We start from the raw sequence: 12,476 nt of genomic DNA, 5'->3' as shown, positions 1-12,476 counted from the left end.
TTATATTGAGCCGTCTCACAGAACAATTCCAGGAAGGTCCACATCCCGGTTGCGATGGCGCCCGACCCGGACGGCGTCGACGCGAGGCTTCGGATGGAACTGGGGCGAGGCCCCGCACGGACCAGATGGTCACACCGATTTCGGCGCGGTTCGGCACCCGCATGGACCTCCTCGCCCCGTGCGCGCAGGCATGTGTCTCAAGGCGTCGGCTGAGCCATCGACGGTGCTCGATCCTCGTCGAAGCCGCCGTTCCGCGCGAGGCGTCGTGCCGCGCCGGCCGATAGTCCGTCTCCTCGACGGTCCGTGGAACGTCAAAGCCCGCTGCCGAGCCGGGCTTTGCGAAAATGCCGCAGCCGACGTCCCGGCTTCCGCACTGCCGAGCTTTTCGTGCTTGTGACGATACGGCATAGTCCCTTCGCGGCGTGGGGGCACGGTTGTCAGAGCTGCCGGTGCGAGGGTAAGAACAAAACGGGTATCAAAGCGTCACGTTGGAGACGAGCCCCGTCGTCTGTATCGAAAGAGGTCCTTGCGTGACCGGGGACAGCCTCATGGAGTTGGACGATCATCCGGCCGATCTCGAAACGATCGCCGGCATCAGCGCCGTACCGTCGATCCTCGACATCATCCGTCGGACGACGGGAATGGGATTTGCTGCCGTCGCGCGCGTGACGGACACCCGTTGGATCGCCTGTTCGACCCTGGATACGATCGGCTTCGGATTGGTGCCCGGCGGAGAGCTTCCCGTCGACACCACGATCTGCCACGAAATCCACCGGGATCTCCAGCCCGTCATCATCGAGGATGTGGATGCCGATCCGATCTTTCGCAGCCATCCGACGCCAGCGCTCTACGGCTTCAAGAGCTACATCTCGTTTCCGATCGTGCTGCCGGACGGGGTCTTCTTCGGGACGCTCTGCGCGATCGATCCGTCTCCGCGTATCCTGAAGACGCCGGAACTCTCCGGCACCTTCAAGCTGTTTTCCGAGCTCATCGCCTTCCACATCGACGCGGCGCGCAAGCTCGCGCAGACGCAGCGTCTGCTCGAAGAACGCCGGGAGGCCGACCGGCGCCAGCGCGTTCTGCAGCGCGAACTGGCCCATCGGATGAAGAACACGTTGACGATGGTTCAGGCCGTCGTCACGCAAAGTCTGCGCAACGCCTCCTCGCTCGACGAAGCCGCCCATCTGGCGGGAGAGCGCATTCAGGCGCTCAGTCGAGCCCAGGACATGCTGACGGAATCGAACTGGGAGACGGCCGAGATCGGCACGGTGGTCTCGGCGGCGATCTCCCCGCATGTCGACGGGGGCAAGCGCTTCGAGATCATCGGGCCCTCGGTCCAGTTGACCGCGCAGCAAGGCATGGGGCTCGCCCTCGCCATCCACGAACTCGCGACCAACGCGGCGAAATACGGGGCCCTGTCCAACGAAGGCGGCCGAATCCGCGTCGCCTGGGCGCTCGACGATTGCGGCCGGTTCCGGTTCGACTGGTCCGAAAGCGAGGGTCCCGCTGTCATCGTGCCGGTGCGGCGCGGATTCGGGACGCGGCTGACGGAACGGGTGGTTCCAACCTATTTCGAAGGCACAGCCGTGCTCTGCTACGATGCGACGGGCGTTCGGTACGAACTCGAAGGCGTTCTTTCGAAATAGCAGGACCGTGTCATCCGGCGGACGCCCGCTCGTCGAGCCTCGCCAGCACGTCGCGGCAGAGGTCCTCCACCGGACGGGTCGCGTCGAGGCGCAGGACGTTCGGCCCCGGCTCCGGTTCCTCCAGGGCCGCGAACTGGCTGTCGACCAGCGACGCCGGCATGTAGTGTTCCGGCCGCGCCGCGACCCGGCGCGTGACCTCGTCGCGATCGATGGCGAGGAAGGCGAAGAGAACGGGCGCTGCGCTCGACGAGAGAACCTCCCGGTAGCGCGTCTTGAGGGCGGAACAGGCGACGACGAGGTCCTCGCCCTTCACGGCTCCTTCGAGAAGGATCGAGGCGAGGGCGGTGAGCCACGGCGCGCGATCATCGTCCGTCAGCGGGGTTCCCGCCCTCATTTTCTCGACATTGGCCGGCGGATGAACGGTGTCCGCATCGACATAGCGAAAGCCGTGGCGGTCCCTCAGCGCCTCTCCCAGCGTCGACTTCCCGCTGCCGGAGACACCCATGGCGACGACGATCCGGGACTGCTTGCGATCCATGACGTATCCAATTTTTTCCGGCGATGAGCGAGGCACGTCAGAGGCCGGTTGGCCGTCATGGCCGGCGACGAGACGGAGAACGCTCATCGCGGCCGGCTCGTCGCGCGCTCTGCCCGCCATATGGGTTTGGGATCACCCGCGGACAGGCTGGAATTCGGGACCGACCGTGAAACGCTCCGGCCGCAGCCCCGGCCGCCCGGTCGCGGCAAGGGGTCGGCGCCACGTCGTTCCGAAGGGAAGGTCCGTCCGGAAATCCCGGGAGCCCGGCCGACGGGTCAGAGCGTCGCGAGCACGCCGCCGTCCACGTAGATGATCTGTCCGTTGACGAAGTCCGATGCGGACGAGGCGAGGAAGATCGCCGCGCCCTGAAGCTCCTCCACGCGGCCCCAGCGCCCGGTCGGCGTGCGGGTCTTCAGCCAGTCGGTGAACGTCGGGTCGTCCACCAGCGCCTGGTTGAGGGGAGTCTCGAAGTAGCCGGGACCGATCGCGTTGATCTGCAGGCCGTGACGTGCCCAGTCGGTGCACATGCCCTTGGTCAGATTGAGGACCGCGCCCTTGGTGGCGGTATAGGGCGCGATGGAGTACCGGGCGGCCTGGGCCTGGAGGCTCGCGATGTTGATGATCTTGCCGCGCGAGCGGGGGATCATGTACCGGGCGACCGCCTGTCCGACGAAGAACACGGAATCGACATTGGCCCGCATGATCTCCGACCAGGTCTCGGCGGGATAGGTCTCGAGCGGGGCCCGTCGCTGGATCCCGGCATTGTTGACGAGGATGCCGATGGGCCCGATCCCGGCCTCGATGCGGTCGACGCCGCTCCGAACCGCTTCGATATCGGTCACGTCGAACACGGCGGTCTCGACCGCGATCTCCTCGGCCCGCAGCGTCTCGGCGGCCGCCTCGACGGCGTCGGCCCGTCGACCGTTGAGAACGATTCTCGCGCCCGCCCGTCCCAGGCCCTGCGCGAGCGCATAGCCGATGCCCTGGCTCGAGCCGGTGATGAGGGCGGTTTGCCCCGTCAGATCGAAAAGCTTCAGCGACATGACAAATCTCCCAGCGACGCGACTTGCGAAGCGTCGCCCTCCCTTTGGTAGCTCAAGCCGTTATCGATACCGAACGCATCCGATGCGGCGGCTTTCATCAGATCACCGGCCAAACGTGATGGTGGGATCCGCCCTGGTCGAAACGCCGATAGGTGTGGGCGCCGAAAAAGTCGCGCTGCCCCTGAACCAGGTTCGCGGTGCCGCGGGCACGACGGTAATCGTCGAAATAGGACAGGGCCGCGGCCAGGGCGGGAACCGGCAGGCCGGCGAGAACCGCCCGCGAGACGACCCGGCGCAGCGCCGCCTGTCCCGCCGTGACACGCTCCGAAAAGCTCGGCGCCTGCAGGAGGTTCACGATTCCGTCGCCAGCCTCGTAGACCCGGGCGATGTCGTCGAGGAAGACGGAGCGGATGATGCAGCCGGCGCGCCAGATGCGCGCGATGTCGCGGAGCGGCAGCTTCCAGCCGTATTCGGCGGACGCGGCGGCGAGCACCGCATAGCCTTGCGCATAGGCGATGATCTTGGCCGTTTCGAGCGCCGACTCGAGGTCCGCGATGCCGGCGGCATCGGCGGGGACGGCCGAACCCGTGTCGAGCGAGAGGGTGCCGTAGATGTCCGATGCCGCGATTCGCTCGTCGCGTCGCGATGAGATGCCGCGAGCGGAGACCGCTGCTTCGAGCGTGGTCGCGCCGATGCCGAGCTTCTGCGCCTCGATGACCGACCAGCGTCCCGTGCCCTTCTGCCCGGCTTCGTCGATGATCATGTCGACGAGCGGCTTGCCGGTCGCCTCGTCCGTTTCGGCAAGGACCGTCGCGGTGATCTCGATGAGGTAGGAGGAAAGGCCGCGCGTGTTCCAGTCGGCGAAGATGGAGGCCATGGCGGGCGCATCGAGCTTGGCGCCGTCGCGGAGCAAGCCGTATATTTCGGCGATCATCTGCATGTCGGCATATTCGATGCCGTTGTGGATGGTCTTCACGAAATGGCCGGCGCCGTCCGGACCGAGCCAGGCGACGCAGGGCTCGCCCTCGTGCTGGGCGGCGATCGGCTCGAGGATCGGCTGCAGGCGCTGCCAGACCTCCTTGGCGCCCCCGACCATGATCGAGGGGCCATGGCGCGCGCCTTGTTCGCCGCCGGAAACGCCCATGCCGACGAAGTTGATGCCGGTTCCTTCGGCGGACCGGGAACGGCGGACGGTGTCGTTGAAATCGGCATTGCCGCCGTCGATGATGATGTCGCCGGCGTCCAGAAGCGGCATGAGATGGGCGATCTGCTCGTCCACGGGAGCGCCGGCATTCACCATGACGAGCACGATGCGCGGTGTCTTCAGACGGGCGACGAAGCCTTCCAAGCTGTCTTCGGGATGGAGCCTCGCGGCGAGAGCCGGATTGTCGGCGACCAGGCGATGGGCCTTCTCGGCCGTTCGGTTGAAGATCGCGGTCTCATGGCCCTTCTCGGCAAGATTGAGGGCCAGCATGCCGCCCATCGTTCCCATTCCAAGGACGCCGATATCGGATTTCATCGTCATGGCCAGATCTCCTGCGGCCCGAACCGCCGGGCATTCTCGCCGGCTCGCCCGCCGCATCTCGTCGGCAAGCCGCCAGCTCTACAAACACTCGCGCCGGTCGACGAACCGGTTGAGCGAGAGAGGTTAGGCATGAACCGTCGCGAGCTCCACGCCAAGACCCGGCGGCGTGCTCTTCAGTCTGACGATCGATTTTCCGGTCTGCCGAAGAAGAGGTTTCGATCGGGGATCCCGACTGACACCGTCCCTCCGCAGCCGAACTGACGCTTCGGGTGATATCGATATCATGAGGAGATCGTCAACGGGGTCGCTCCCGATCTCGTGCGACGCCCGGCGCGGCCTTTGGACGGGTGGCGCGCGACATCGAGGGCCGAGGGATCGCGAAGGCCGGAGCGGGGGCTCGCCAATGGCTGGCAGTTCGGTCATCACTGCGCAGACATGGCGGTTCGCTCGACCGGCGACCGTGCGACGAGGAGACGAGGACATGGCGGCTCGAAAGGTCATCTTCGACACCGATCCCGGGCAGGACGATGCCGTGGCGCTCCTCGCCGCGCTGGGATCGCCGGACGAGATCGAGGTGCTCGGCATTTCCGTCGTCGCCGGAAACGTGCCGCTGCATCACACGGTCAACAACGCCCTACGCCTCGTCGAACTCGCCGGGCGGCCGGACATTCCCGTCTTCGCGGGCGCAGACCGCCCGTTCACGCGTCGTCTCGAAACGGCGGAGCATGTCCATGGATCGACCGGGCTCGACGGGCCGGATCTTCCCGCCGCGAGCGCCGAAGCGCGGTCCGGGCACAGCGTGGATTTCATCATCGACATCGTCCGCTCCTCGCCGGAGGGCACGATCTCGATCCTGGCTCTCGGTCCGTTGACCAACGTCGCGCTGGCGCTTCTGAAGGCGCCGGACATCGCGACGCGCCTCGAAGCGATCGTTCTCATGGGCGGAGCCTATTTCGAGGTCGGCAACATCACGCCGACCGCGGAGTTCAACATCTATGTCGACCCCGAAGCGGCCAAGATCGTGTTCGCCTCGGGCGTGCCGCTGACGGTCCTGCCGCTCGACGTCACCCATCAGATGCGCGCGACGCCCGAGCGGATCGAAGCGTTCCGCGCCATCGGCAACCGCGCCGGACAGGCCGTCCACGCCATGCTGTCCTTCTCGCAGGGCTTCGATCTCGCCAAGTACGGCTGGGAGGGCGCACCGCTCCACGACCCCTGCGTCACCGCATTCCTGCTCCGGCCGGACCTTTTCGAGGGTCGGCACATCAACGTGGAGATCGAGACCGCCAGCGAGTTGACGCGCGGCATGACGGTCGCCGATTTCTGGGGCGTGACCGACCGCGCGAAGAACGCCTTCTTCGTGCGATCGGGCGATGCCGACGGCTTCTACGCGCTGTTGACCGAGCGCATCGCGCGCCTGCCCTGACGGCCTCGCGCGGGGCGGATCAGGCGAGCCCGGCGGCTCGGCGAATGGAGCCGACATCGGCGCCGATGAAGGACTGAATGCCGACCACCGGCTGATAGGGGCCGGCCTGGCGGAAGAAGGTCTCGATGTTCTGTCCGGCCAGTGTCGCGCCGGTCCAGCAGCCGAGGCAGAGCGGCGTGTCGATCGGGGCGTGACGATCGGGACGCTGTTCGATCTCGTCGACATAGCGACCGTAGAAAAGATATTCCGAGAAGGTCCGCCGCGCCGCCACCGCCGCGGCCCACGAGCGTCCGCTGATGCTTTCGATCCGCCCGATCATGCCGCGGACCGTATCGCCGCGCCATGCGACGGCCTGGGCGATGTAGTCGGTGTGCGTCGTTTCTTCCTTCGTGCCGAGAAGCCGGCCCGCGCGCGCCGACCAGGCGAGGTGCTCGGCCATGTCGGACCCGATCGCTCCCGGCTTGCGGAAGAAGGCGAGGCGGCCCTCCGTCCACTGGTCGCCAATGTCGGCTTCGCGCACGAAGACGGTGTCGGAATCGCAGAAGAGGACCGCGTCCTCGTCCAGAAGCGCTGCCATCGCGATCTTGCGCAATTGCTGGACGTGCCAGCCCCGAAGCGGCAATCCGTAGGGCGAGAGCCAGAGGCGGCGGCGTCCGAGCGACAGGGGATCGGGCACCACCGTCAGCCAGGCGGGAAGGATCGAGCGCTCGTCGACGATCCGTCGGCGGGGTCCCGCCAAGGCCTCGAACAGGTCGAGATCGCCTTTTTCGACGAGAATGTAATGATCCGTGTAACCCGTCACACGCCGATCGATGCTTTCGCAAAGAAGCCGGCATCGCTCGAAGTCACCGCTATAACTCGGTGTGACGATCGCGGTTTGCATCGAGCATCTCCCATGAAGTGATGCTTACGATATAACGCAGGTCATGCTTAGTGAATTTTTAAAATGAACAATCGGTTAATAGAGACGATCTTAAGCAAGTCTTGCCGGACATGGGCGACGGCATGGTGACTTCGCTCGATGATGGACCATCAGCGAAGGCTTCGGTCGTATCCGGACGGAGGTCGACGGTTCGAGGGCGAAGGCTCCCGGACCGGGAAACGGTGCCGGGACCGGCTCGACCGATCCGCCAGGAAACGTCGCTGCCTCGAAAGGGCCTCATCGATCCGACCTCGGCGGGTTGTCGGCCTCCGATCGGCGTGACAGACACGGATCCCGTGTCGGCGGCTGAGGAGGGCGGAGCATGGTTCGGGAGGGCGACGGCGGGAAAGCCGCAGGGTTGCGGCGCTTCGATCTGTCAGGGCGCACCGTTCTCGTCACCGGCGCAGCCCGCGGGATCGGCGCGTCGCTTTCGATCGCGCTGGCCGAGGCTGGCGCCTCGCTGGTGCTCGGCGCACGCAAGGCGGGGGATCTCGACGGCACCGCCTCGGCTGTCGCCGCGACCGGCGCGACGGTTCTTCCCGTGACCCTCGACGTGACCAAGCTGCCGACGATCGAGGAGGCGGTCCGTTTGGCCGTCGCGCGTTTCGGCCGGCTCGACGGTCTCGTCAACAATGCCGGCGTCGAAGAGGTGCGCCCGAGCTTCGACGTCGACGAAGCTCTCTGGGACCGGATCCTCGACACCAATCTGAAGGGCGCGTTCTTCACCGCCCAGATCGCGGGCCGGGCCCTGCGCGACGGGGGCGGCGGCAGCATCGTCAACATCGCCTCGCTGACCTCGATGGTCGGCGTGCCGACGGCGGTTCCCTACGGCTCGTCGAAATCGGGCCTCCTCGGGATGACGCGGGCGCTGGCGGCGGAATGGGCGCCCATCGGCATTCGCGTCAACGCCATCGCGCCCGGCTATTTTCGGACGGATATGACGGAGGTCTTCTACGAGAACGAGGCATGGCGGTCTCGCATGCTCTCGGGAATCCCGCAGAACCGGTTCGGTGATCTCGACGATCTTGCGGGCGCCGCGCAGTTTCTCGTGAGCGATGCTTCGGCCTACATGACGGGACAGTGCATCACGATCGACGGGGGCTTTCTCGCCTCGATCTAGGAACAACCGGTTCGGAAATCTCTCTCTGCCTTCAATTCAAGCTTGCGCTCGACCTGCACCTCGATCAAGCATGCTGTATGGACTTGTATGTGCCTGTCATGACGACCTGGGATGCCAGGTTGCGCTCTGGAGCGATGGCGTGAGCGTCGCCCACCGTGCGGAAGCGGATGGCGCCGCGAGCCCCATTCCCGCCGTCTCCGTGCGCGACGTGGCGATGGTCTTTTCCGGACAGGCGGCGGTGACGGACGCCTCCTTCGACCTGGACACGGGCCGGTTCCTCACGATCCTCGGACCATCGGGCTCGGGCAAGACCACGCTCCTTCGCATGATCGCCGGGTTTCAGCATCCGACCCGCGGCGAGATCGCCATCAATGGCCAGCCGGTCTCGGCCGTGCCGCCGCACCGGCGGCGGATCGGCATGGTCTTCCAGAAGCTCGCGCTCTTTCCGCATATGACGGCGGCAGAGAATGTTGCCTTTCCCCTGAAGATGCGGCGCTACGATGCGCGGAACATTCCGGCCCGCGTCGCGCGCTATCTCGATCTCGTCCATCTCGGTCCCTATGCCGACCGGCGCATCCATGAACTGTCGGGCGGCCAGCAGCAGAGGGTCGCGATCGCGCGAGCTCTCGTCTTCGAACCCGATCTTCTCCTGCTGGACGAGCCGCTCGCCGCGCTCGACCGCAAGCTGCGCGAGGAGATGCAGCTGGAGTTCCGACGGATCCAGAAGGAGCTCGGCATCACCACGATCAACGTCACGCACGACCAGCGCGAGGCGCTCGTCGTCTCGGACGAGGTCATCGTGATGGATCGCGGCCGCATCCAGCAGATGGCGGACCCGATGCGAACCTATCGCGAACCGGCCAACGCGTTCGTCGCGAGCTTCATCGGTGTCACGAACCGGTTGACCGGCGTGCTGGCCGAGATCGGCGGCGACGACGTGACGCTGGATGGCGGCTTCGGCGGATGCGTGGGGCGCTGGTCCCCGAGCGCCGGCCGCTCGCCGCGTTCCGGCGAGCCGGCCATCGGCATGCTTCGCGCCGAACAGATCCGCGTCGGAGCTCTGGCCGGGAACGGGACGGGGCTGGACGTGTCCGTCCGAGCCGAGATCGTCGACGTCATCTTCGAGGGCGAGCGGGTCGTCTACGAGGCGCGGCTGGCGGCGCATCCCGAAACGGTGCTTCGCGTCTTCGACCACGATCCCGTCGGCCACGACGTCCATCCTGTCGGCGCCCTGGTCCGGCTCGGCTGGAATCGCCGGGACCTCATCGTCTTCCCCGGAACCTGACCTGCAACCCGACAGAGGAGCCACGATCATGACGGACCCGACATCCTTTCTGGAACTCTCCCGACGCCGCTTCCTCCAGGGCGCCGCCGCCGCCGGCTCGATCGGCGCCCTGTCTGCGGCGGGGTTGCGCCCCGCCTTGGCGCAGGCGCCGGAAAAGCCGGCCGAGATCATCGTGCGGGCCTGGGGCGGCTCCTGGGTCGAGGCGCTGAAGGCTGGCGTCTCCGATCCCTTCACCAAGGCGACCGGCATCGCCGTGCGCCACGACCTGACCGAGGACAACGAGATCCAGCCCAAGGTCTGGGCCGCCGTCGCGCAAAAGCGCGTGCCGCCGATCCACATCAACTGGGACACGACGACCAACGCGACGAAGTCGGCGCTGCGCGGCGTGACCGAGGACCTGTCCGATCTGCCCAACCTCAAGACCGTTACCGATCTCGCCAAGCCGGTCGGGCTCGACGGCTATCCGATCGTCAACACCTACGGCTACGTCTATGTCCTCGCCTATCGGCCGGGCGCGTTTCCCGACGGCCCGCCGACCTCCTGGAAGGCGTTGCTCGATCCGAAGTTCAAGGGCCGCATCGCGCTCTACAACGACGGCATCGGCTTCCACTTCCCGGCGCAGGTCGCGGGCGGCGGCAAGCTGGAGGACATCCCGGCGAACATGCAGCCGGCCTGGGACTTCATCGCCAAGGTCAAGGAACAGGAGCCGCTGCTCGGCGAGGACCCGGATTTCACGACCTGGTTCCAGAACGGCGAGATCGACCTCGCCTGCACGATCTCGACCAATGCGCGCGAGGCCAAGAAGAACGGCATCGACGTCGCCTGGACCGTGCCGGAGGAGGGGGCGAAGTTCGACACGGACGGGCTCTGGATTCCGAAGGGCCTGCCGGAGAACGAGCTCTACTGGGCCAAGACCTACATCGACATGGCGATCACCCAGGCGGGCCAGCAGGTCTGGCTCGACGGGCTCGGCTTGCCCGGCGTCGTGCCCGGCCTGACGCCGCCGGCCGATCTCTCCGGCGATCCGTCCTACCCGACGAAGCCCGCCGACTTCGAGCATCTGATTCGCATTTCCTCGAAGGTTCAGGTCGAGAACGAAGCCGAGTGGTTCGGCAAGTTCAAGGCGATCATGCAGGGCTGACGCGCAGGCTCCAGCCGATCTCCCCGAACGGGGAGGTCGGCGGCTCCGTCCAACAGCGTCCGATCACCGAAAAGCCGCCGATGCCCCTTCGCCCCTCCCGCTCCGCCTACCCCCTGTCCTGGCGCGTCCTCGATGCGCTGGAAGCGGGCGGGCGTGCCGTTTGGCCGGCGCGGTTCAAGCGGGGCGTGCCCTGGCTCATGCTGGCGCCGGCGGTTCTCCTCGTCGGGCTCCTGGTTCTCAGCCTCTTCGAGATCGCCGATGCCAGCCTGCGCACGCTCGACACCGCGACCTTCCTGCCCTCCGAGGACCGCTCGCTCGCCAATTACGCGCGCGCCTTTTCCGAGCCGGTCGTGCTGGCGGTCGGCCTTCGCAGCCTCGGCGGCGCGTTGATCGTGACGCTGGCGACCCTCGTCCTCGCCTTTCCCTATGCCTATGCCATGGTGCGGACGACCTCGGCCGCCTGGCGCAAGACGCTGCTGATCGCTCTGTTTCTGCCCTTCTTCATCGGACAGGTCGTGCGCGCCTATGGCTGGCTGATCCTGCTCGGCAACCAGGGCCTCGCCAACGAGATTCTCGGTCTTTTCGGCATCGGGCCGGTGCGCCTTCTCTTCAACTACTGGGCCGTCCTCTTCGGCCTCGTCCAGTACATGCTGCCCTTTGCCGTCCTGATGCTCGCGCCCGCGCTGTCGGCGATTCCCGAGGAGGTCGAAGCGGCGGCGGGATCGCTCGGCGCGAACTGGGGACGCACGCTCCTCCACGTCGTCGTTCCCATGGCCAAACCCGGCTTCGTCGGCGCGGGCCTCGTCGTCCTGACGCTGACGCTGACCGATTTCGCCATGCCCGCCATCCTCGGTGGCGGCGGGCAGGACTTCATCGCCAACGCCATCTACGACCAGTTCTTCCGCACCTCCGACCAGGGCATGGGCGCCACGCTGACCCTTCTCCTCGTCCTCGCCGGCTCGACGCTGGTCGGCCTCGTCTTCGCGCTGTTCGGCGCGGGAACGCTCGCCCTCCGGGGGCGCGGCACGTGACGGCGGCGCGCGGTCAACGGTGGACGATCGGAACGCTCGTCGCCGTCTCGCTCCTCATCCTTTCCGCGCCGACGCTCGTCGTCCTCGGCGCGTCCTTCACGGCCGGCAACATCATCGCCTTTCCGCCGGACGGTCTTTCGCTGAAGTGGTACGCCAAGGTCGCGGGCGCGAGCGACCTGCGCCAGGCCTTCTGGCGCTCGCTCCAGGTCGCGCTGATCTGCACGGCCGTCGCGGTGCCCGCCGGCACCCTCGCAGGGCTCGCGCTCGCCAAGCACCGCGTGCGCTTTTCGGGCCTGTTGCAGGTCTATCTGCTGCTGCCCTTCACCATTCCCCTCATCGGTTCGGGCATTGGGCTGATGCTGATGTTCGGCGAGGCCGGTGTCCTGGGTTCGCTCTGGCCTGTCGGGCTGGCGGCCTGCGTCATCAACCTGCCCTTCATGATCTGGGCGGTGACGGCGAGCGCGGGGGCGCTCGACCCCGATCTCGAACTCGCAGCCGCAAGCTGCGGCGCCCCGCCGCTGCAGACCTTTCTCCTCGTCACGGTGCCGGCCGTCGCGCCGGGCATCATCACGGGTTCGCTCCTGATGTTCATCCTGGCGCTGAACGAGTTCCTCGTCAGCCTGCTCCTCGTCGACGCGCGAACGGTGACGCTGCCGGTTCAGATCTACAATTCGATCCGCTCCATCATCACCCCGGATCTCGCCGCGATCTCGGTCGTCTTCATCGCCTGCGCCGCGCTCGCCATTCTCGCGCTCGACCGCCTCGTCGGCCTCGACATCTTCCTGAAATCGAAGTGACG

The 12,476-nt window shown here is 66.7% G+C and carries 11 protein-coding genes; 7 read left to right on the top strand and 4 right to left on the bottom strand.

All coding sequences use genetic code 11. The features are described from left to right. The first annotated feature begins 530 nt into the window (after positions 1 to 530). The gene (locus ASG43_RS00150; protein WP_156386314.1) at positions 531 to 1,646 is read left to right on the top strand and encodes an HWE histidine kinase domain-containing protein; all 1,116 of its coding nucleotides are present in this window, start codon (positions 531 to 533) and stop codon (positions 1,644 to 1,646) included. A gap of 10 nt (positions 1,647 to 1,656) precedes the next feature. On the opposite strand, the gene ASG43_RS00145 is transcribed toward ASG43_RS00150, so the two are convergent. The 3 genes from ASG43_RS00145 to gndA form a co-directional block, all read right to left on the bottom strand. Beyond that, entirely contained in the window at positions 1,657 to 2,184 is a 528-nt protein-coding gene (locus ASG43_RS00145) for a gluconokinase (protein ID WP_056498858.1), read from the bottom strand. 275 nt (positions 2,185 to 2,459) lie between these two features. Next, positions 2,460 to 3,227, bottom strand: a complete 768-nt coding sequence (locus ASG43_RS00140; RefSeq protein WP_056498855.1) for an SDR family oxidoreductase — start codon at positions 3,225 to 3,227, stop codon at positions 2,460 to 2,462. A 97-nt stretch (positions 3,228 to 3,324) separates the two neighbouring features. Continuing rightward, positions 3,325 to 4,752 carry an NADP-dependent phosphogluconate dehydrogenase gene (gene gndA / locus ASG43_RS00135; protein WP_156386313.1) on the bottom strand — a complete coding sequence of 476 codons (1,428 nt, stop codon included), beginning with the start codon at positions 4,750 to 4,752 and terminating at the stop codon, positions 3,325 to 3,327. A gap of 481 nt (positions 4,753 to 5,233) precedes the next feature. On the opposite strand from gndA, the gene ASG43_RS00130 reads away from it, so the two are divergent. Continuing rightward, complete coding sequence (locus ASG43_RS00130; protein ID WP_056498852.1) at positions 5,234 to 6,178, top strand: nucleoside hydrolase; 945 nt, start codon at positions 5,234 to 5,236, stop codon at positions 6,176 to 6,178. A gap of 19 nt (positions 6,179 to 6,197) precedes the next feature. Here ASG43_RS00130 and ASG43_RS00125 read toward each other — a convergent pair whose 3' ends face one another. Continuing rightward, positions 6,198 to 7,061, bottom strand: coding sequence for a DUF6492 family protein (locus tag ASG43_RS00125; RefSeq protein WP_056498848.1), 864 nt, complete (start codon positions 7,059 to 7,061; stop codon positions 6,198 to 6,200). A gap of 361 nt (positions 7,062 to 7,422) precedes the next feature. On the opposite strand from ASG43_RS00125, the gene ASG43_RS00120 reads away from it, so the two are divergent. The 5 genes from ASG43_RS00120 (at position 7,423) to ASG43_RS00100 (ending at position 12,474) form a co-directional block, all read left to right on the top strand. After that, on the top strand, positions 7,423 to 8,220 hold the full coding sequence (locus ASG43_RS00120; RefSeq protein ID WP_056498843.1) for a glucose 1-dehydrogenase: 798 nt from the start codon (positions 7,423 to 7,425) through the stop codon (positions 8,218 to 8,220). A 214-nt stretch (positions 8,221 to 8,434) separates the two neighbouring features. Continuing rightward, positions 8,435 to 9,505 carry an ABC transporter ATP-binding protein gene (locus ASG43_RS00115; protein WP_082490607.1) on the top strand — a complete coding sequence of 357 codons (1,071 nt, stop codon included), beginning with the start codon at positions 8,435 to 8,437 and terminating at the stop codon, positions 9,503 to 9,505. Positions 9,506 to 9,533: 28 nt separating this feature from the next. After that, positions 9,534 to 10,646: a PotD/PotF family extracellular solute-binding protein gene (locus ASG43_RS00110; RefSeq protein WP_056498838.1), complete on the top strand. Its 1,113-nt coding sequence runs from the start codon at positions 9,534 to 9,536 to the stop codon at positions 10,644 to 10,646. An 80-nt stretch (positions 10,647 to 10,726) separates the two neighbouring features. Then, entirely contained in the window at positions 10,727 to 11,677 is a 951-nt protein-coding gene (locus tag ASG43_RS00105) for an ABC transporter permease (RefSeq protein ID WP_056498835.1), read from the top strand. After that, positions 11,674 to 12,474, top strand: coding sequence for an ABC transporter permease (locus ASG43_RS00100; protein ID WP_056498832.1), 801 nt, complete (start codon positions 11,674 to 11,676; stop codon positions 12,472 to 12,474). Before ASG43_RS00105 ends, ASG43_RS00100 begins: the two co-directional genes overlap by 4 nt. Positions 12,475 to 12,476: the final 2 nt, after the last annotated feature.

Source organism: Aureimonas sp. Leaf454, from assembly GCF_001424685.1.
Taxonomy (GTDB): Bacteria; Pseudomonadota; Alphaproteobacteria; order Rhizobiales; family Rhizobiaceae; genus Plantimonas.
This window is presented reverse-complemented; position numbering and strand designations above follow the sequence as displayed.